This is a genomic window from Austwickia sp. TVS 96-490-7B, from assembly GCF_019331795.1.
In the GTDB taxonomy this organism is placed as follows: Bacteria; Actinomycetota; Actinomycetes; order Actinomycetales; family Dermatophilaceae; genus Austwickia.
In genome coordinates, this window is the sequence record NZ_JAHPZL010000003.1 from 528,010 (window position 1) to 547,805 (window position 19,796).

The 19,796-nt window shown below is 61.4% G+C and carries 16 protein-coding genes and 1 riboswitch; of the genes, 8 read left to right on the plus strand and 8 right to left on the minus strand.

The genetic code is table 11. The features are described 5' to 3' along the window. Positions 1-126 precede the first annotated feature (126 nt). Both KEM60_RS04945 and KEM60_RS04950 read right to left on the minus strand, forming a co-directional pair. Positions 127-1,278 carry a glycosyl hydrolase gene (locus KEM60_RS04945; protein WP_255574252.1) on the minus strand — a complete coding sequence of 384 codons (1,152 nt, stop codon included), beginning with the start codon at positions 1,276-1,278 and terminating at the stop codon, positions 127-129. Positions 1,279-1,513: 235 nt separating this feature from the next. Further along, the gene (locus KEM60_RS04950) at positions 1,514-2,539 is read right to left on the minus strand and encodes a LacI family DNA-binding transcriptional regulator (protein ID WP_219106372.1); all 1,026 of its coding nucleotides are present in this window, start codon (positions 2,537-2,539) and stop codon (positions 1,514-1,516) included. A gap of 151 nt (positions 2,540-2,690) precedes the next feature. Here KEM60_RS04950 and KEM60_RS04955 point away from each other — a divergent pair, with 151 nt between their 5' ends. The 3 genes from KEM60_RS04955 to KEM60_RS04965 all read left to right on the plus strand — a co-directional run bounded on the left by KEM60_RS04955 (position 2,691) and on the right by KEM60_RS04965 (position 5,798). Further along, positions 2,691-3,983, plus strand: a complete 1,293-nt coding sequence (locus KEM60_RS04955) for an extracellular solute-binding protein (protein ID WP_219106373.1) — start codon at positions 2,691-2,693, stop codon at positions 3,981-3,983. Positions 3,984-4,095: 112 nt separating this feature from the next. Beyond that, the gene (locus KEM60_RS04960) at positions 4,096-4,968 is read left to right on the plus strand and encodes a carbohydrate ABC transporter permease (protein ID WP_219106374.1); all 873 of its coding nucleotides are present in this window, start codon (positions 4,096-4,098) and stop codon (positions 4,966-4,968) included. Then, positions 4,965-5,798, plus strand: a complete 834-nt coding sequence (locus tag KEM60_RS04965; RefSeq protein WP_219106375.1) for a carbohydrate ABC transporter permease — start codon at positions 4,965-4,967, stop codon at positions 5,796-5,798. The genes KEM60_RS04960 and KEM60_RS04965 overlap by 4 nt, the downstream gene beginning before the upstream one ends. A 38-nt stretch (positions 5,799-5,836) precedes the next feature. On the opposite strand, the gene KEM60_RS04970 is transcribed toward KEM60_RS04965, so the two are convergent. Both KEM60_RS04970 and KEM60_RS04975 read right to left on the minus strand, forming a co-directional pair. After that, a complete protein-coding gene (locus KEM60_RS04970; RefSeq protein ID WP_219106376.1) occupies positions 5,837-6,523 on the minus strand; it encodes a DUF2625 family protein in 687 nt (228 codons plus the stop codon). Positions 6,524-6,606: 83 nt separating this feature from the next. Beyond that, entirely contained in the window at positions 6,607-7,452 is an 846-nt protein-coding gene (locus KEM60_RS04975; RefSeq protein WP_219106377.1) for a formate dehydrogenase accessory sulfurtransferase FdhD, read from the minus strand. 169 nt (positions 7,453-7,621) lie between these two features. Here KEM60_RS04975 and KEM60_RS04980 point away from each other — a divergent pair, with 169 nt between their 5' ends. The 3 genes from KEM60_RS04980 (at position 7,622) to KEM60_RS04990 (ending at position 11,358) form a co-directional block, all read left to right on the plus strand. Further along, positions 7,622-9,118, plus strand: coding sequence for a polysaccharide deacetylase family protein (locus tag KEM60_RS04980; RefSeq protein ID WP_219106378.1), 1,497 nt, complete (start codon positions 7,622-7,624; stop codon positions 9,116-9,118). Positions 9,119-9,365: 247 nt separating this feature from the next. Further along, positions 9,366-10,079, plus strand: coding sequence for an MIP/aquaporin family protein (locus KEM60_RS04985; protein ID WP_219106379.1), 714 nt, complete (start codon positions 9,366-9,368; stop codon positions 10,077-10,079). Between the two features lie 67 nt (positions 10,080-10,146). Continuing rightward, positions 10,147-11,358 (plus strand): MFS transporter, encoded by a 1,212-nt coding sequence (locus tag KEM60_RS04990; protein WP_219106380.1) that lies wholly within the window; start codon positions 10,147-10,149, stop codon positions 11,356-11,358. 14 nt (positions 11,359-11,372) lie between these two features. On the opposite strand, the gene KEM60_RS04995 is transcribed toward KEM60_RS04990, so the two are convergent. The 4 genes from KEM60_RS04995 to KEM60_RS05010 form a co-directional block, all read right to left on the minus strand. Then, on the minus strand, positions 11,373-12,548 hold the full coding sequence (locus KEM60_RS04995) for an ABC transporter substrate-binding protein (protein WP_370626288.1): 1,176 nt from the start codon (positions 12,546-12,548) through the stop codon (positions 11,373-11,375). After that, entirely contained in the window at positions 12,526-13,371 is an 846-nt protein-coding gene (locus tag KEM60_RS05000; RefSeq protein ID WP_255574258.1) for an ABC transporter ATP-binding protein, read from the minus strand. Before KEM60_RS05000 ends, KEM60_RS04995 begins: the two co-directional genes overlap by 23 nt. Continuing rightward, positions 13,368-14,468 (minus strand): iron ABC transporter permease, encoded by a 1,101-nt coding sequence (locus KEM60_RS05005; RefSeq protein WP_219106382.1) that lies wholly within the window; start codon positions 14,466-14,468, stop codon positions 13,368-13,370. Before KEM60_RS05005 ends, KEM60_RS05000 begins: the two co-directional genes overlap by 4 nt. Positions 14,469-14,513: 45 nt before the next feature. Next, positions 14,514-14,704: riboswitch (cobalamin riboswitch) on the minus strand. 125 nt (positions 14,705-14,829) lie between these two features. Then, a complete protein-coding gene (locus KEM60_RS05010; RefSeq protein ID WP_255574260.1) occupies positions 14,830-16,227 on the minus strand; it encodes a NupC/NupG family nucleoside CNT transporter in 1,398 nt (465 codons plus the stop codon). Between the two features lie 541 nt (positions 16,228-16,768). On the opposite strand from KEM60_RS05010, the gene KEM60_RS05015 reads away from it, so the two are divergent. Then, positions 16,769-18,634 (plus strand): N-acetylmuramoyl-L-alanine amidase, encoded by a 1,866-nt coding sequence (locus tag KEM60_RS05015; RefSeq protein ID WP_219106383.1) that lies wholly within the window; start codon positions 16,769-16,771, stop codon positions 18,632-18,634. A gap of 410 nt (positions 18,635-19,044) precedes the next feature. After that, positions 19,045-19,794 (plus strand): tRNA-dependent cyclodipeptide synthase, encoded by a 750-nt coding sequence (locus tag KEM60_RS05020; protein WP_219106384.1) that lies wholly within the window; start codon positions 19,045-19,047, stop codon positions 19,792-19,794. Positions 19,795-19,796 lie beyond the last annotated feature (2 nt).

Below are 19,796 nucleotides of genomic sequence, written 5' to 3' on the forward strand. Positions count from 1 at the left end.
CACGCCCGGCGCAGCTGAGCCCAACGGTACCTATTGAGCGCTCAATGGTGAGAGCCGACCTCCCCGACCGGATTGCCGTCGTACCTCCACCCTCGACACCGCGCCAGCGACGCCCACCGCACTCGCTCACACCGACGGGACGAAACGCACCCCCACCGGCCCCTCTCGCCGCTCCTGCACCCACGACCGATGCCAAGCCGACCCGGCCGCCAAGGCAGCCCGCGCATCGTTCTGCTCGTCGAGATGAGTCACCGACAACGGGATGTCCACACACCGCGTCCGCTCCACCGCGTTCGGCGCGCCCTGGGCAACCAGCTCTGCAAGCACCGCTGCCACCGGTTTGGGTCGATGATCCGTGGTGAACAAACCGAGGTCATATTCCCGCTCAGGGAAATCCACCAGATCCCGAGAAACATCATGGGAACTCCACCACGTGACCCCGACCAACCGAGGCTCATCAAGCACCCTGGCCAACACGGCACGAGCGAACTCACCAGCCTGCTCTGCGGGGACCTCCGGGCCTGGAGCACCCACCTCCTGCAACCACACCGGCCGGTGCGGATCATCCGCAGAGGCGACTGCCAACTGCACCAGATAGTCAGCCCAGCTCAGGCAGATCTCATCGTCATATGCTGCGATCCCGGTCGGTCCGTTGAAAATCCACGAATGCACCGAGGTCCAGTCCCCGACCCGCGCTGCCTCGACTGGTGTGAACGGATGGCCGGGATCGGTCCACGCCGCAGAGAACAGCGAATGCAATGCCGCCACCTGAGGGACCTCCTCAGCCACGATCCCGACCAGATCTTGCGCCCATGCCAACGACTCCGATGGGCTGGTCTCGTTGGACGGCCACAGGTTGTTGAGTTCGTTGCCTGTGGTGATGGCAAAAAGCGCAGGATGTGCTCCGAGGGTGCGGCACATCGTCCGCACATAGTCCCGCAGACCGGCGCGCACCGTGTCATCGGTAAACAGGCTGCGGGAATGCCAGGTCAGGATCCAAGACGGCAGAAAATCGAAACTCGACAGATGCCCCTGAACCAGGTCAAGACATACCGCCAACCCCCGTTCGTGGGCGAGATCCAGAACGGATGCCACATCGTCCATAGCCCTGGGTCGAATGTGCGAGCGGTTGGGCTGGATCCACGGCCAGATCGGGAAAACCCGAATATGGTCTAAACCTAGCTCGGCAAGGTCATCTAGATCACGACGTACGTCGTCCAGATCAAGATCGAGCCAGCTGTAAAACCACGACGTGCTGGGGACATAGTTGGCTCCCACCCTGACCCTTCGCCCTCCAGACGATCCCGATGAATTTATGCCGTCAAGGCGAGGGCTGTCCCCACTGACCAGCGTCGCGGGCCGTGGGAGCATCGAAGCATCGGTCATCGGAGCCTCATTTTCAACAGTGGGCGCGCCGGCGTACCCGACAGCGTCAGGAGGAAAGACACGTATCCAGATCTCCTCATTACTAAACCGGTTTGGTCATCAGCGTCAACCGATGAAGACACACCGATCAGTCTCTCGGTGCGGCGGTACTCTCTCGCACCACCAAACGAGGTGGTTGCGATGCCACATGGATCGTCACCGAGGGATCAGCGATCACTGCCACCAACGCCCGCGCCGTCAAGACGCCGAGCTCAAACGGATCGCTGCGCAACGCGGTCATCGCTGGATGTACCGCCTTGGTGAGCACCGTGTCGTCAAACGAGACCAGGGACAGCTCACCAGGCACCGCCACTCCCATCTCATGGGCCACGCCCAAACCAGCGACGGCGAGAAGATCACTGTCGTACACGATGGCAGTGGGCAGATTATGCGGCCTGCTGAGCAGTTCCCTGGTCGCCGAGGCACTGGCCGCATCGGAGAAGTCCGTGGTCACAGACTCCGCCCAGTCCAGGCCGAGGCGCTCTTTGGCATCCCGGACCGCTGCCATCCGCCGCCGGGTATGCCGGAAAACACCCATGCCAGCCACGTGGGCAATCCGTCGGTGACCCAACGCCGCCAGATAGTCCAGGATCCGCACCGTCGCCACATAGTCGTCGGTCGTGACAACGGGAACCCCCTCCCAGAGCGGTTCGGCACCACCGACAGCAACGGCTGGCAACCCGAGGTCCCGGACAGCCGCCGGTCGAGGATCGTTGTCATACAGGTCGACCAGGATGACTCCATCGACCTTGGTCGCCTGACGCCACCTGCGATAGGTCGCGATTTCGTCGGTGTGCGCTTCGGTCACTGCGAGTTGCAGGCCCAATTGGTGTTCGCGCAGCTCGTCTTGCAAGCCGGAGATGAACTGGCCATAAAACGGTTCGACGCCCAGGGTGCGGGCCGGGCGGGAGAAGACGAGCCCCACCATGTCGGCGCGGGCGTGCACTAGGGCTCGCGCAGCCGAATGGGGCTGCCAGTCCAATTCCCTTGCGACGGAGAGTATTCGAGCTCTGGTGGCGTCTGAGACGCCGGGCCTGCCGTTCAACGCGAAGGAGGCGGAGCTCTTCGAGACGCCGGCGCGACGCGCAACGTCATTGATCGTGACCCGGGCCATGCCGTGATTCTGGCATATCACGGAACACTTGACACCGCCAAACACCTAGGTACATAGTCAAGAAACTAAAACGGTTTATCTCTCTTCCACACACTCCCACTGTGCCCTGGAAGAGCAGTGCACCTGCGGACCATCTCAAAGGAGAGATCGGATGAGTCAGCGCCTCACAGCCCTCACCATCGCCGCGATCGTCACCCTGACCGCAGGGTGCGGCCTCGGCGGCGGCGAGCAAAGCCAGGCCAGCAAGAGCATCGACACCTCAGGCGAAATCAGTGGCGAGGTGTCCTTCCAGACCTGGTCACTCAAAACCGGCTTCAAAGACTATTTCGAATCTCTCATCAAAGACTTCGAGACCAAACACCCCAAGGTCAAGATCAATTGGGTCGATCAGCCTGCTGATCACTACGCCGACAAGATCACCAGCCAGATCACTACCAAAACCCTTCCCGACGTCATCAACCTTCCCCCTGAGATTGCCTACAGCGCAGCTAAAGCCGGGGCCCTCCTCGACCTGCGACCCTCGGTCTCCGACCTGGACGACAAATATCAAAAAACAGCACTCGACGCATACTCCTACAGCGGGGTCAAGGGCACCTACGCCTTCCCGTGGTATCTCGGGACTAACGTCTGCTTCTGGAATAAAGAGCTCATGTCCAAGGGCGGCCTCGATCCCAAAAAAGCACCTCCAAAAACCCTCGACGAACTCATCGAACAGGCCAAGATCTTGCATGACAAGACCGATGGATCTGTCACCCTGATGAGCCGCAAGCCGGAAATCATGGACTTTTCCTTCGCGGGCGTCAAGATCATGGATGACGAGCAGAAGAAGTTTGTTTTCAACACTCCTGAGTCCGTGGCAATCCTCGACAAGTACGTCGCCGCCTACAAGGCGGGATACATGCCGAAGAACATCCTGAGCTCTGAATACCTTGGCAACTCTGAGCTCTTCAAGAAGGAACAGGTCGCCTGGACCACCGCCGGGGGCAGCTTCATCGCTAAAGTCAAAGAAAGTGACCCGACCTTAGCGGACAAGATGGTGCCCTCTCCCAACATTGGCGCCGCTCCGCTGTGGGCACAAGGGATATCGGTGAATGCCGCCGCTAAAAACAGCGCCGCCGCTCTCACTTTCGCCGCCTTCGTCACGAACGAAGAAAATCAGGTGAACTTCACCACTAAGACCACAGCTAAAGGGTTCTTCCCCGGCTCAAAAGGCAAGCAGAGCACTGATATCTTCAACAGCTCTGATGGCACTCCTGCCCAAGATGGCCCCTTGATGGCATGGAAAGCCCTACCCGAGGCCCGAATCGCTGCTCCGCCGCTATGGACCGATGCCATGCGCATGTACCTTGACCAGCAGATCGCCGATGCCCTGACCGAAAAGATCTCCTCGAAACAAGCTCTCGACAACGCCGTACAGAAAGCGAACTCTCTCCTGAACTACTGACGACACCCCGGTGACGGTCCCGACCTGCCCGGTCGGGACCGTCACCGCACCACGACTCGACGGTGGGCGCCTCCTCAGTCCGGTCCCACCGAGGCCACGAAGGATCCCATCGATGCATTTCCACCGCAGGTCGACACCCTGGTTGATGTTGTTGCCCGCGCTCCTCCTCCTCTTCGCCTTCAGTTTGTTCCCCGCGGTCAACACGGTCATTCTGTCTTTCACGAACGTGAAATTGATTGGCGGTGGCCATTTCACTGGCCTGACCAACTACCTGCGGTTATTCCAAGACGACCAGCTCCTCAACGCCATCCTGAACAGCATCGTCTATATGGTGATCTGCCTTCCGCTGCTGACGTTGCTGCCCTTGTTGCTAGCGATGCTCATCCAAAAAAATGTGCCTGGTATCGGGTTTTTCCGGACGGTTTTCTACTTCCCGGTCGTCGCCTCGGCCCTGGTGGTGGCCCTGATCTGGCAGTGGCTACTGGATGACCGCGGACTGGTCAACGGGATGCTCACGGCCTCAGGGCTCATCTCTTCTGCCGTGCCCTTCTTGCAAGGCCGGTGGTTGTTGATCTTCTCCGCGATTGGACTGACGGTCTGGAAGGGCCTGGGCTGGTACATGGTGATCTATCTGGCCGGTCTTGGCAGCATCGACAAGTCCTTGTACGAAGCGGCCACTGTCGACGGCGCCAATGCGTGGCGCCGCTTTTGGCATGTCACCGTCCCCGGCGTCCGCGGCACCATGATGCTGGTCGCGGTGATGATCTCAGTGTCAGCCTTACGCGTCTTTACTGAGCCCTATGTGCTGTCCGGGGGGATCGGTGGACCTGGTGGTCGCTCATCGACCGTGGTCATGCTGATCAAACAGAACGGCGCCGGAGTGCAGGGCCAGCTCGGCTACGCCTGCGCCCTGTCAGTCGTGCTCTTCGTGATCTGCCTGGGCCCGATGCTGCTGTTGGCTCGACTGAACGTGAGGGACCGATGAACACCCGGATCCGGCCGTGGGAATACCTATGGCGTTACGCCTTGCTGGCGTTGATGACTGTCATCGCTATCGGGCCGATGGCCTACCAGCTCTCCACCTCGCTGAAGAGCAAATATGAAAACATCAACTCCCCCACTCCACAATTCATCCCCCAAGATCCGACCTGGGACAATTACGTCGAGGTCACCCGGGTCATCCCGGTGTGGAGTTACATCGGCAATTCCCTCTTCGTCGCAGCGCTGGTCGTCGTCGGCAATGTGATTGGCTGCACCCTCGCCGGGTATGCCATGTCCCGACTGCAATTTCGGGGCCGCAAAGTTGTCCTGGCGTTGTTTCTCTCAACACTGATCCTGCCCGGCGAGGCGACCATCATGTCCCAGTTCCAGATGATCACCTCGATGGGATTAGCCAACACCCTGTGGGGAGTGGCATTGCCCGGCTTGATCAGCGCTTTGAATGTGCTGTTGATGTACAACGCGTTTAATCAAGTCCCGATCGAGCTGGACCAGGCAGCGATCGTGGATGGCGCCAACACCTGGCAGCGGCTGTGGCACGTGGGCATCCCCAATGTCACCGGGAGCTTGTCAATTGTGGCGATCTTCAGCTTCATCGGGGCCTGGGATGATTTCCTGTGGCCGCTGCTGGTGCTCTCCGATCCAGATCAGATGACCCTCACGGTGGGCCTGTCATATCTGAACGGAGCATTCACCAACAATCCACGAGTCATCGCAGCCGGGTCGATGATTGCGTTGGTGCCGATCGTGCTGTTCTTCGCAGTCCTGCATCGGTATTTCTTCCAAGGGGTCGGCGAAGGCGCAGTGAAAGGCTGATCCAGGTCACCACCCAAGCTGATGCCACGTGATCGCTGTCAGCGGGCCAGGTCCCGGGCTGCGGTGGCCTGGGACGCCCAGATCTGTGCGATCGGGGCAGCGGCACGGCGGGCACGTTTCAGGTCGCGTCCCTCGTAGCTCCACGGCGGCGGGTAGGCGGTGATCCCGGCGTCCAACGGAAGCTCAGCGACCTCCTGCTGCCACCCTGTCCATCGCAGTTCAGCCGCGAAGTCGTCCAGACCGACGGCGAGCGCCCATTCAACGAAGGCGGCATAGCCAGCGTCGAGTCCCACCCATTCGAGGGTGTCTGGTCCGAAGTAGGCGATGTCACCGGCGGCGCAGGGAAGGCCACCAGCGTTGACAGCGAACAGTCCGCCCAGGACGTCGTAGGCGACGACCATCGCGCCAGGTGTGACGGGAGTGCTGCCGGTCCCCCCGATCGCATTGATCTCGGCAAGGCTGGGTAGACCGGCGGTGGTGTCGGTGGCTGTCTGCCCTCCTCCGAGGAGGCGGAGCCAGCCGCCGTCCGCGACGATGCCGCCGCAGTGCCCGGCGAGCGCGCCGAGGACGGTTTGGGTGGGGGTTTGTAAGGCGGTGAGGGTGTCAGCGCAGCCGGTGGGATCGCCGGGGAGGATGCGGGCGTGGCGTTGCTGCGCCCAGGAGGTCACGAGGGGCCAGGCGTCGTCGTCGGAGTAGAGCCGTTCGGCGGGTTGCGGGCCGATCATGGGGTGCCTTCCGTCGGGGCAGGGCGGGGCTAGGGCGGTCGGGGGAGCTTGGTCGTGACTTCTCAGGGTACGGACCGGAGCGGTTAGGGGGTGAGTCGGTGGGCGCCGGTGTAGACGTTCATCCGGTCACCGCGGACCAGTCCGACGAGTGTCAGCCCGGCGTCTTCGGCGAGTTCGACGGCCAGCGATGAGGGCGCGGCCACCCCGGAGAGGACCGGGATGCCGGCGAGGACGGTACGTCGCACAATGTCGTACGACGTACGGCCGCTGATCTGCACGATCAGTCCGTTGCCGGGAAGGCGGTCGTGGAGGAGTGCCCAGCCGATGACTTTGTCGATGGCGTTACGGCGGCTGATGTCCTCGCGGACCACGAGGACCTCGCCGTCGGTGGTGAAGAGTCCGGCGGTGGGGATATCCCGGATCGTGCTGATGTCGCGGTGGCGTTCGCGGAGCAGGTCGGGCAGGTCGAGCAGGACGGTGGCGGAGACCGGGGTCCGGTCCTGGTGGAGACTCCGCTCTTCCGCGACACGGACGAGGTCGAGGGTGGCTGCGCCGCAAGTGGATCCGATGGGGAGGGGGTCTCCCACGTCGGTGGGGATACGCACTCCGGCGGAGACGGTCACGTCAAGCAGGTTGTAGGTGTTTTGCGCGGTGCTCTGCGGGGTGGTCGCCACAGCTCCGGCGCAGTAGCGGGCGGTGGCAATGTCGACCCGGTGCCGGATGATCCCGGCGCCGTGGAGCAGTCCGTGGGCGAGTTCGATGTCGTGACCGGGGGTTCGCACGGTGGCGGCGACGCTGCGCCCGTTGACTCTGATTTCGAGGGGTTCTTCCACCGCGAGGGTGTCCACGCGCCGTCGTCGTTCACAAGGCACTCCCGGTTCGGGACGGGTCACAGTGACCAGTCGTCGGCGTACGGTCAGTCGTCCCATGCAGTCGTCTTCTCTCTCCTGTGGCCACCCGCCTGGATGCTATCGAAAGAGGGTCGTTCTTTTGGGGTGGTGTTTGGGGTGGCTCGGAATGCCCGGGGGACTTTTTTCCTGGTGTCCTACCTACCACCCGTTCAGCCAGTGCCCAGCTGAGACCCATACCATCACCAGCATGCTTGGACGTCCCACTCTCTGCGCCGCGACCAGTCTCACCCTCGTGGTTGCCGCCTTCTCCGTCGGATGCGCTGGCCCGGCCGATCAGGGCGGCTCCAGCGGTCAGGGATCAACAGACACCAGCCGCACAGCCAGCCCAGTGATGGCTCAGCGGATCGAAGACAACTCGCCCTTTAAGGTCGGCCCGGACGTGCCGTCGTTCACCGTACCCGGAACGACATACGAAACGCTCTCGTCAGAGGACAACAAAGACCGTTATGCGGTCCGCTGGCCAATGATTCCCGGGGCCACAGCACTCAACAAATCTGTGGGGGATTTCGCGAAGGAAAAGCTCGCTAGCTATCAGAAAAAAGATCAACAGCAGGAGTATGGCGGTTTCGCCCAGATGCACATTAACGGCGAGATCGTCGGTGCCGCCGCCCAGGTCGCTGCCGTCCGGGTCACCTCCTCCATCCCGCGGGGCGCAAAAGGCGTCGGCCTGCACAACACATTTTACGGCGACGCTGGCGGATCGTGGGTATCCCCCTCGCATGACTTAATCGATCAGGGTCGGCGTAGTGAGTTCGTCAAGACCGTGCTGGATACGTCAGCCGCCAAGTCGGGGAATCCAGCGCCCCCAATCCCCAGTTCAGTGGACCTATTACTCACCGATGTCACCGTCACCGATAACGGCGGATTGCGTGTCGTCGTCGACGAGGGGGTCGTCGGTGGGGTGGGCGAACCGGTGATCTCGGCAGAAATGTCCGCAGAGACGGCGGCACCGTTCCTCTCTGAGCGCGGCAAATCCGTGGTGCAGGCGTTGACCTCCAAAGCGCCGTACGGCGGTCAGGCCACCGCCACGGCGACACCTTCGCCCAGCAGCACCGCGCCGCGACCGACCCCGTCGACGCAGAACGTGGACTGCGCAGTCAAGAAATGCGTGGCGCTGACCTTCGATGACGGCCCCGGCCCTTATACCGACAAGTTGATTCAAGATTTGACGAGTGCCCAGGTGCCGGCGACCTTCTTCATGGTGGGACGCAGCGCCCAAGCCCACCCTGATGTGGTCAAACGGGTCTCTGAAGCTGGCATGGTCATCGCTAACCACACCTGGGATCACCGCGACCTCGCTCAGATGGACTCGGGTCAGGTCAACTGGGAGATTAATTCAACCAGCAAGAAACTCACTGAAATCACCGGGAAGCCCGTGAATCTGCTTCGGCCGCCGTACGGGTCGTACGGTCCGGAGGTCAAGCAGGCGGGTGCGCCCATCATCCTGTGGGACGTAGACACCGAAGACTGGAAAAACCGCAATGTGGCAGTGACGACGAAGCGCGCCGTCTCTCAGGCCAAGGCCGGATCGATCATCCTGCTGCATGACGTACACCCGACCACCGTCCAGTCCGTGCCGGGCATCATCGCTCAACTGAAGGAGAAGGGGTTCACTTTCGTGACGATTCCGCAGCTCCTGGGGCAGATGAAAAACGGTGGGGTCTATTTCAGCAAGAACGAATGACCGCTCCGGTCAGACCCTGACCGACCAAGAACACCTCACCACGCGTCGGCGCCTCTCTTTTCACGAGGGGCGCCGACGCGTCTGTCATCTCTGACCACTGACATCACACTGCCACCGCTATTTTCTCCCGACACGTACGTTTTGCGAATAATGTCGGGCACACTGAGATTTCACTCACACAAAAGAGCCCCCGATCACTGAACAGCCCTAGCCTTTAAGGGCCACTGAGCTGATTTCAGGAGGGGAAATGAATTCACCCGAAAGAACTGGACAGTCAACCCAAAACATCACGGACACTCAGATCACCGAAAGCAGCCATATCGTCGATCGACCCTCAACCACAGCCAGCCTGGTCGTCGAAGCTATTGGCACATTCTTCCTGGTCCTCACCATCGGATGCACCGTCCTCACCGACCAACCGCTAGCCCCAGTGGCCATCGGCTCGGTCCTGATGGTGATGATCTTCGCGGGCGGACACATCTCTGGAGCCCATTTCAACCCAGCCGTCACCCTGGCGGTGACCCTCCGGGGCCGACTCCGCAGCAACCAACTTCCCATGTATTGGGCCTGCCAGATCATCGGCGGCGCTGCCGGAGCCCTCAGTGCCGTCGCCCTGACCCGTCGGCACACCGGCAACCCCACCGTGAACATCACCACCGCCGGGATCGCAGCGGAGTTTCTCTTCACCCTCGCCCTGTGCTGGGTAGTCCTCAACGTCGCTACCAGCCGCGACCACGCCGACAACCACTTCTACGGCGTCGCCATCGGCTTCACCGTGCTCGCCGGAGCCGTGGCCGTCGGGTCGATCAGCGGTGCCGCTTTCAACCCGGCAGTGGCACTCGGCGTGGGCATCATGGGATTGATCGGTTGGCCAGCCGTCCTCGTGTGGGCGGTCACCCAGCTCGCCGCAGGAGGCGTCGCAGCGGTCCTCTTCCGGATCGCCAACCCGCACGACCGCTGATCCGCACCGCACGAGACCGCCGCTGCTGGCGGCACCTTCACAGCACCACATAGGAAGCAGGGCCTCGGTGACGCTCAAGGATGATGACATCTCACCGAGGCCCTGTCTTAACCCCCGGCGCGACCTGAGGCGCCGTATCCTCATCGCCACCTACCTGCCCAGCCTGCTCGCCGGAATGGGGCTAGGCGCTGTCCTGCCTGTCCTTCCCTCCACCGCACTGGACTACGGGGCGAGCTCCGCCGACGCCGCCTGGATCATGTCGATGATCATGTTCGGCTCGCTCCTGGCGAGCCTGCCAGCTAGCGTCCTCACCGCTCGCCTCGGGGAACGTCCCTGCCTGGTCGGCGCGGCTCTGCTCCAAGCCGTCGCCGTTGCTGGTCTGATCCACGACCCATCGCTGCCGCTCATCGCCGCCGCCGCGCTGGCCCTCGGCATCGGGCAGAGCGTCTTCGCCCTCGCCCGCCAGACCTACCTCGTCGACGCCATCCCGGTCGCCATTCGAGCTCGCGCCCTGTCCACCCTCGGCGGTGTGTTGCGGATGGGGATGTTCGCTGGTCCGCTCTGCGGCTCAGCGCTCATCATCCTGCACGGACGCACGGCCGTGTACGTCGCCGCCACCACCGTGCTGGTCATCGCTGCCGCCACCTGCTGGCTGCTGCCCACTCCCACCGGCCGGGACGACAGCCCACTCCCGGTCACCACACTGCGCACCGTGCTCTACGGCGACCGGCGGTTCTTTGCCACCATCGGCTTCGGCATCGCTTTGCTGGCCGCGGTACGTGGCTCACGCCAAGTGGTCCTGCCGCTCTGGGCCGAGCACTGTGGTCTCGACGCCGCCACCACCTCCCTCATCATCAGCCTGTCGTGGGCCGTCGACGTCCTGCTGTTCTACCCCGGAGGCTGGCTGATGGACCACTACGGGCGACGCGCCACTGCCCTGCCGACAACTTTCGGGATGGCCCTGGCCTTCGCTGCCCTGCCCTGGACTCAGGACGCCCTCGGAGTCGCCGCGGTTGGGATCCTCGTCGCCCTCAGCAACGGATTCGGCTCAGGGCTCGTGATGACCATCACCGCCGACGCCTCCCCCGCTCAGGGGCGCCCTCAATTCCTGGGGATCAGCCGTTTCCTCGGCGACCTCGGCGCGGCCGGCGGACCCGCCCTGTTATCCCTGATGACCGGGCTCCTCTCCCTCACCGCAGGGGTGTGGTGCATCGTGGCGCTCGCTGTCGGTGCCGGCATGGTCTTCGCCCATTACCTCCCCCGACGCACCTCGGCCTGAGGCCATCCTCAATGTCATCGAGTCTGCCAATCGTTTCCCGGAAGACCAGACAGTTTCGAGATGTCAAGCGCTGGCGTGATACCTGCACTCGGAACAACGCCATATTTTTCCAAGGCCACTCGCAAACTCTCTGCCGCATCAATATTCAGCGAGCTAGACGTCCACATTGTGTAGGGCAGGTTGACAAACCTACCCTCACGCACTGCCCGCAGATCCTTACTCGCTGGATGGGATCGCAAGATATCGACCTTCTCCTGGTAAGTCTGTCCTGGATACTCCACAAAAGCGATCACCTCCGGGTCTGCGGTACGGATTCGCTCCCAGCTCACTTTAGACCACGTATCCCTGACGTCTTCCAACGCATTGCGACCCCCAGCGGAGTCAATCACGGCCTGGGGGCCACCGAAAGCACCGGAAGAGAAAATGGTGTCTTTCCCCGAATCAAAAAGGAAAACTGTCGGGCGTCGCGTCGCCTGCGGGGCCTTGCCCAAACGTTCACGACGGGAACGCATGTCAGCGATGACCTTCTCGGCCTCCTCGGCATGACCCGTCAAGGCTGCAATATTTGAGATATCGGTCTCCACGGCATCCCAAGCGTTCATGGTTCCCCGTTTCGAGTCCCCACCCGGACGGCAACTTTCCGATAATAGATAAGAATCGATACCATGACCCTTCAACGTGTCAGGAGTCAGATTCTTTGCTTCACTAAACCCATAGTTCCAGCCAGCAAAAACAACCTGCGGCTTCGCCGCCAAGATGTTTTCTTGAGTCGGATACTTCCCGTTGACAACGTTAAGTCCATCCAACTTTTCGCCGTATTTTGCCCGCAACACTGGCTCATCACGGGCCAGGTTTGTCACCGCAATAAGCTGCTCACGTGCCCCCGCAGCCAGAACCAATGAGATGATATTACCGTCATTCGCAAACAATCTTGTGACTGGCGCGCGATAACTCACGCTTTGCCCGCAATTGGTGACTGTTACGCGATCTCCCACAGTGGTGGCTGAGGTAATTCCGGTCGGAGTGGGCGCCGCTGGTCCGATCTGCCTCGGAGTTGAAGAGTCCGCGGCACCACATCCCGCCAGGCAGACCACTACCGTCGACATCATTCCTAGCTGTCGAGTCAATGTCAGCCTCGACAGGGACTGCACCGTCCCCGCCTGCCTCTTATTGGTCGTCACTGACATCATCCTTTCGCTGGTCCGAACGGTCCCACAACAAATGGGGACGTCCTGTCATGGGATGCTTGACCTGCACTGCTGCCACCCCAAAGGCTTGGAAAATCACTTCGGGGGTCAGCGTTTCTGTCGGCACTCCGAAAGCCAACAGTGATCCCGCCCCCACCACGGCAACGTGACTGAAATGGCGTAACACCAGGTCCAAATCGTGCAGGGAAGCCACGACCGATCCCGGATAGTTCGACAAGATGCCCAATAGTTGTACTTGCCAAGCAATATCCAAATGATTGGTGGGCTCATCCAGCATGAGTATTGGAGCATTCTGCAGCAGCCCACGCGCCAGAACAGCGCGCCGCTTTTCCCCGCCAGAGAGCTGGTGACATCTGCGATCGACGTATGAGGATAAACCCACCGTGTGAAGCACATGAAGGATCGCCTGACGCTCCTGCAGATCAGCTCCTTGCCATGGCGGCCGGTGGGGCACCCGTCCCAGCCCGACCAGTTCCCCCACCCGCAGTTCCTCAGGAGGTGCTTCCTCCTGGCTGACAAAAGCCACCTGTCGAGCGCGACGTACCGCCGATAAAGAGGTCAGATCCACGTCATCAAGCCGAACCTGCCCCCTCGAAGGAGGCACCATTCCCGCGAGGGTCCGTAACAATGTTGATTTTCCCGCGCCGTTGACTCCGACGATTGCGGTCCGGGATCCAGGCGGAAGCGTCAGATCAATCCCGCGAAGAATCACCCGGCCACCCACCGCACAGCTCAGGTCTCGCGCGTTGATCTCCGGGATCTCGGATGTGATCCGATCAGAGTGAGCAGCGGTGACCGCACTCACCGGGCACCGCCGAAGGAATACGACCGTCGTCCCATCAACGCCAAGAACACCGGAGCACCGATGACTCCAGTCACTACCCCCAGGGGCATCTCTTGTGGAGCAGCCGCAACCCGCGCCACCACATCCACCCACACCAAAAACAGCCCCCCAGCCACCGCTGCGACCGGAATCATCACCCGATGGGTCGCGCCCACAAGCAGCCGAGCAGCGTGCGGAACGATCAAACCAACGAACCCGATGCCACCACTGATGGCCACCAGTCCTCCAACGAGAAGCCCTAACAAGACAAACAACGTCAGCCGCACCCCCCGGACCGGGACACCGAGGGCCGCCGCTGTCTCCGGACCACAGGACAATGCATCAAGCCAAGAATGCCCCGCCCACAGAAGTAGCCCGGAGCAAAGAACAAGCACCGTGACTGGACCAATCGTGGTCCACGTCGCTCCGTTCAATGAGCCCAACATCCAGAAAAGCACCGAGGAAGCCGCGCGGGAATCCTCACCGAGAAAGATCAAGAACGACGCCATGGCGGAGAAAGCTGAAGACAGCACCACACCGGAAAGCACCAGCCGCATCGGAGTGAGCCCACCTTGGGCCATCGCGACGAGATAAACCGTCCCCGCAGCCATCAACGCGCCAAGGAGCGCCCCTAACGACAGCGAGTAGATCCCCGCCCCAGACAACACGCCAGTCGTGATGACCAGAGTCGCCCCGACTGATGCTCCGGAAGACAACCCCAATAAATAAGGGTCTGCCAATGGGTTACGCACCAGGGTTTGCATCCCCGCCCCGGCCAGAGCCAAGCCAGCACCGACAACTAGCGCCAGCAGCGCTCTGGGAAGGCGCAACTCCCACACAATGGCATCCCAGGGCGATCCATCGGAAGACTCACCGCGCACATGTGTGGACACCACCTGCCACACCACGTCGACCGGAATGTGTTCGCTGCCGAACGCCAAAGACATCAGCACACTGAGCAGACATCCCAACGACAAGGTGAAAAGCAGCAGAGGCACTGCCCAACGAAGTGGGACACGACGGCGTCCCTCCGGGGAGGAAGACGTGACAGTGGAGACACCGTCCGAAGACAACGACATGACGTATTCACACCTGACAGGACAGGGCCTGTTCGCGAGGCCACGTGGGTGATTCCGCGAGTCGACAGGTCTTCGGACTCAGAATCCTCCCCCATCCACGCCTTCCCAGGGTCTCCCCCAGTGGCATCCGTGTGGATACGGTCATCCTCACCGCTGCGCGCCAGTCCCGGAATTACACCGGGTTCCCTGACATCACGCTCCCGCGTCGATGTGCGATCGACTCGGCGCACACCCTAGCAGCGTCCGCTGATGGCAGCGTAGATCCGAACACGACAGCGGCGCCGTCCGTCCTGGTGTGGACGAGCGGCGCCGCTGAGTAGGCAGGTACGTCGCACCTCCCTCGCGGTGGGGTCAGGTCAGCTCACAGAACCATCCCGGCGATTGTGGCACTCATCAGGTTGGCGAGAGTCGCCGCGAGCACGGCTCGCATTCCCAGATGCGCGATTTCACCGCGTTTGTTGGGGGCCATGCTGCCCAAGCCCCCGAGCAAGATGCCCAACGAGCTGAGGTTGGCAAAACCGGTCAACGCGAAGGTCACGATCGCAGCGGTCTTCGGGGTGAAACTCGCCACCACCGGGCCGAATTCAGAGAACGCCACGAATTCGTTTACGACGATCTTCTGGCCGACGAAGCTGCCCGCACGCACCGCCTCATCCAGGGGCACCCCAATCATCGCCATGACGGGGGCAAAAACATATCCCAGCAGAGTCTGGAAGGTCAGATCACCGTGCCCAAAAAGACCACCGATTGCACCGAGGATCAGGTTGAGCAAGGCGATCAGTGAGATAAATGCCAACAGCATCGCACCGATATTCAGGGCGAGCTTCAAACCGTCGGCAGCCCCCGCAGCGGCAGCGTCGATGACATTGCGATGCTCGGGCTCTTCGGTGTCGGGAGCCGCTGTCGCCGTGGCCGTGGCCGAGGTGGGGGCGGCATCAGTCGCTGTGGCCGTGACCTTGTTTGCGGGCTCGGTCGCCGTGACAGTTTTTTCCGACGTCGCCTCGACCTTCGCGACCGTCTCGACCTTCTCAGCTGCCTCAGCCGTGGCGGCACGTCCGCCAAGCCAGCGCGGCCAGGTACGGCGCGCCTTGACCTCACTGTCGATGGTGCCGTCCTCAGGGACGACGATCTTAGCCATCAGCAGCGCGCCAGGCGCGGCCATGAAGCTTGCCGCGATGAGGTAGTCCAGGTTGGCGCCGAGCAGGGCATAGCCGACGAGGACTGAACCCGCGACCGTCGAGAGTCCTCCGACCATCACGGCAAACAACCCGGAGCGGGTCATCCCGGACAAGTACGGACGGATCAGCAGTGGCGCTTCGGTCTGGCCGAGGAAAATATTGGCAGCAGCATTGACCGATTCGGCGCGCTCAGTGCCGAGAACTTTTTCCAGGGCTGAACCCAGCCCTTCGACGAACCGTTGCAGTAGACCGAGGTAATACAACACTGAGGTCAGCGAGGCAAAGAACACGATGACCGGCAGCACCTGGAAGGCGAAAACGAACCCTTTTTCGGTGATGAGGGATCCAAACAGGAATCCAATTCCGGTCTTGGAGGAGTCAATGACCGCCTGGACACCCTTGGCCGCGCCGTTGAGGACGGAACGACCGGCGGGCACAAAGAGCACCAGGACACCGAAACCGATCTGCAGGCCCAAGGCTGGCAGGACGGTCCGGAGGGAGATGGCTCGACGGTTGGTGGAGGCGGAGACGGCGATGGCGAGGAGGCCGATCATGCCGACCAGTCCCCAGAGGATATGCACGGTGGTACTCCTTGATCCGCGGTAGCGGGGTGTGGACACAACAGCCGCTCACCGTAATACGAGAACCTCCACGTTGGCATCACGCAGCCAGAGAGCGGCCCGGCCAGGCCTCCCCCACCAGGACTACTGCTATTTGCGCGAATTTTATTTGCCACCAGCATCATTCGCTTATTTCTCTGAAACTTTCCTTCGTTCCCATGCCCGCACTGACCGGCAGGAACCATCCACGCCTCACCCATCAAGAGGCCCGCACCGCACCGCCAAACACACCCACCGCCCTGATCAACATCCCGCTCCACCGACCATCGGCAGCATGTCAGAACCACCCCAGACATGCCTTCAGAACCCCAACGACGATGCCCAGCACCACCCCACTCATCCGATGCCGCACTCCATCATTCAACTACTGATCAGTTCTTTTATCATTTCAGAATCAATCAAATCTCACCCAGAAAAATATGGTAGAAATGACGCTTGTCACTGGACAACTTCCGGATGCCCCGATTGCCCACCAGGTGAGGAGCCTTTAAGAATGTCCCAGATGGGGAGACGTTCCTTCATCGTCGTGTCCAGCACGGCTGCACTCGCATTTGGCTTAGGAATCAAGAGTTCACAGGCCGTCGAGGTGAACAGCAAAGAAACGAAAATCTACGACGATGCCGCCAAGAAATATGGCATCCCGGTGACTGTTCTTGCCGCGTTCGCCCATTGTCAGAGCCGCTGGCAGGACCACCAAGGCCGACCGAGCGTCGGCTCCGGCTTCGGCCCCATGCACCTCATCGATGCTGCCGCCCGGCGAAAAGCCTTGGAACGCGCAGGCAAACCCATCGCCGCTTCCGAGGACACCCTGGCAGCCGCTGTCAAAGCCAGCGGACTCGACGCCAACAAGGTGCGCAAAGACGCCGCCGCCAACGTCGAGGCTGGGGCCGCCCTCCTCGTGGCGCTGCAGAAGAAGTACCGTCGCCCGACTGGGGTGACCACTGGACCGGAGAACTGGTATCTCTCAGTGGCCCGGGCCAGCGGGATGTCAACGATCACCGCTCAGGCCGAGTTCGCCGATCGCGTGATGAAGACCATAGCGACCGGTAAGAAAGAGCGGCTCCCCCTGGGGCGCGCCATCGTCTTGCAGAAGAGCGACGTCGGCTCAGTCGAGGAGCAGAAGACCCAGCTGCTGAAGGCCTCCGTCAAGGAAAAGCCCGAACAGCCCCAAGACAAAACCGAATGGATTCCGGCGCCGTACGAACAGTACGGCGAGAACGCGGGCGACTACGGCAACCATGACCGCGCCTTCCGCCCGAAGGCGCCGACCATCAACTACATCATCATCCATGACACTGAATGCTCTTGGGAAACCACCCTCAAAAAGGTCCAGGACCCCAAATATGTCTCCTGGGAGTATTCGATCCGGTCGAGTGACGGGCATATCGCTCAACATCTCAAACCGCAGGACATCGGTTGGCATGCTGGCAACTGGTGGTTCAATATGCATTCGATTGGTTTGGAACACGAGGGTGTCGCAGCCCGCGGTCACAAGTGGTACACCGAGGCGATGTATCTTGCCTCAGCGAAGCTGGTCAAGAAATTGTCCGCACAGTATGGGATTCCCTTAGATCGCGCTCACATCATCGGGCACGATCAGGTTCCAGGCGAAAAAACTGAGAAGATCGCCGGTATGCATTGGGATCCGGGCCCGTTCTGGGATTGGGAGCATTTCTTTGAGCTTCTTGGCGCTCCACTGTCCAAGGGCACCAGCACCGATCCCGTCAAGGTCGGAGATGTCGTGCGGATCCTGCCGGGGTTCAAGGGCAATGCTCAGCCGATGACTGACTGCGGTGACGACGGCCCCTGCGAGTCCGGCAACACCAACTTCGTTCCGCTGCACTCGGCTCCGTCAAAGGACGCTGAGCTGGTGCGCGATATCGGTCTACGCCCGAAGGGAGACCCGCCCACCACTCAGGCCTCCGATATTGGCGCCCGGGCTGCTGCGGGGAATGAGTTTGTCGTCGCCAAGATCGAAGGCGACTGGACTGCGGTGTGGTTCCTGGGCTCGATGGGTTGGTTCTACAACCCTCGGTCAGCGCCCAAGGCCCGCAAAGTCACCGAGAAACGCACCGTGGTGACCACCACCGGCACAACCAAGGTCTACGGTCGGGCCTTCCCTGAGAAGGAAGCCTTCCGTGACGCTTCCCGCTATCAGGAAATCTTGCCGCTGGTCTATCAGATCGGGGACAAACAACAGTACGTCGTCGGTGAGGCGAACCCGGCAACGGCGTATTACTGGTCGAAGACCTTCTCGATGGATACCCCGGACGATCATGTCTTGATCAAGGGAAACGACCGCTATGTCTTGGTGTCCTTTGGGCACCGGCTGGCGTTCATGCGTCGCGCGGAGATCACGCTCCGCTAAGTCGCCCCGTCCTCCATCGCTGCCGCAGTCTCTCCTCAGGGACTGCGGCAGCGGTGTTGACGCATCGCTCGCTGCCAGGCGCCCGCGGAGGGGCTCGCGCAGCCTGGCCAGACGATGATGTGCCCTATGACTTCTCGCTATGACTAGAACTTGCCAATTAGTCACGCTACGATGACAAGCATGACAGCCTTCTCCTGTGGCTCATCTCGGATGACGGACGGCATCGTGGCACAAAAAACACCTGTCCAAGACAGGTTGAGCCGCCGAAATATGCCCCTCCACCAGCACAGAAATCTCTCCATGCTCTGACATAGATTTGTCATAGTGTCATTCATCTGCCAGTTCCTTGTCAGCACTGGCAGCAGGCGGAAGTCTCGACCCCGGCAGCAACCACGTCGAGGAGAGAGACCATGACACACGCTCTGGCCACCCGCCATGACCACCACCGGCCACCGACAATCCCACCAGTGCCACCAGTCCTAACTGGCTTGACCGGTTTGACCAGTGGATGCCAGCAGATCCTGGACAGCCGAGAACATCTGCTCTTGGGCATCAGCCCGTTCTCGTCAAAATTTGACCGCAGCTACCTCAGCACACTCTTCCGCTGGGCCCACGACCACTTCCGCGGCTTCGATGTCCTCATCCCCGGAGCCCTCTCTGAACATCTCCTCCGCGGAGCCGGATCAAGCCCCACCAAAGCAGCACAAAAATGCCGCCGAGAAACCCGACGGCAACTCACCGCCATCACCGACGCTCTCACGCTCGCTGACACCCAACTCCACTCCGGGCGGCCCTTCGTCATCTCCGAACACATCGGACAGCCCCTCTACCAAGACATCCACACCCTCACCGCCGCCTATTACCAGCGTGACGAGGCCTTCCGCGCCGCATGTCGAGACATGTCCGCTCACGCAGTCGACCACCGGCGGCGCGCCACCACCACCAACGACGCCACCCCCACCTCCGCCGAAAATCTCGACATCGCCGTCGAATACATCTTTGGGGAAATGCCGTTTTTCCTCGCCGCCGCCCCGTTATGCGGGCTCCCCCGTACCTGCCTGACCTATTACCGCAACTGGCCGATCAGCAGGTTCGTCACTGACCCCATCACCCCGTTGACCCTCCGACCAGGCAGCGGATTCGCTGTCGGACCATTCTGAGG

Coding starts and splice junctions, on each gene's coding strand:
- KEM60_RS04950 (WP_219106372.1), bottom strand. CDS start 2,539: ATGGCCCGGGTCACGATCAATGACGTTGCGCGTCGCGCCGGCGTCTCG.
- KEM60_RS04955 (WP_219106373.1), top strand. CDS start 2,691: ATGAGTCAGCGCCTCACAGCCCTCACCATCGCCGCGATCGTCACCCTG.
- KEM60_RS04960 (WP_219106374.1), top strand. CDS start 4,096: ATGCATTTCCACCGCAGGTCGACACCCTGGTTGATGTTGTTGCCCGCG.
- KEM60_RS04965 (WP_219106375.1), top strand. CDS start 4,965: ATGAACACCCGGATCCGGCCGTGGGAATACCTATGGCGTTACGCCTTG.
- KEM60_RS04970 (WP_219106376.1), bottom strand. CDS start 6,523: ATGATCGGCCCGCAACCCGCCGAACGGCTCTACTCCGACGACGACGCC.
- KEM60_RS04975 (WP_219106377.1), bottom strand. CDS start 7,452: ATGGGACGACTGACCGTACGCCGACGACTGGTCACTGTGACCCGTCCC.
- KEM60_RS04980 (WP_219106378.1), top strand. CDS start 7,622: ATGCTTGGACGTCCCACTCTCTGCGCCGCGACCAGTCTCACCCTCGTG.
- KEM60_RS04985 (WP_219106379.1), top strand. CDS start 9,366: ATGAATTCACCCGAAAGAACTGGACAGTCAACCCAAAACATCACGGAC.
- KEM60_RS04995 (WP_370626288.1), bottom strand. CDS start 12,548: ATGATGTCAGTGACGACCAATAAGAGGCAGGCGGGGACGGTGCAGTCC.
- KEM60_RS05005 (WP_219106382.1), bottom strand. CDS start 14,468: ATGTCGTTGTCTTCGGACGGTGTCTCCACTGTCACGTCTTCCTCCCCG.
- KEM60_RS05015 (WP_219106383.1), top strand. CDS start 16,769: ATGGGGAGACGTTCCTTCATCGTCGTGTCCAGCACGGCTGCACTCGCA.
- KEM60_RS05020 (WP_219106384.1), top strand. CDS start 19,045: ATGACACACGCTCTGGCCACCCGCCATGACCACCACCGGCCACCGACA.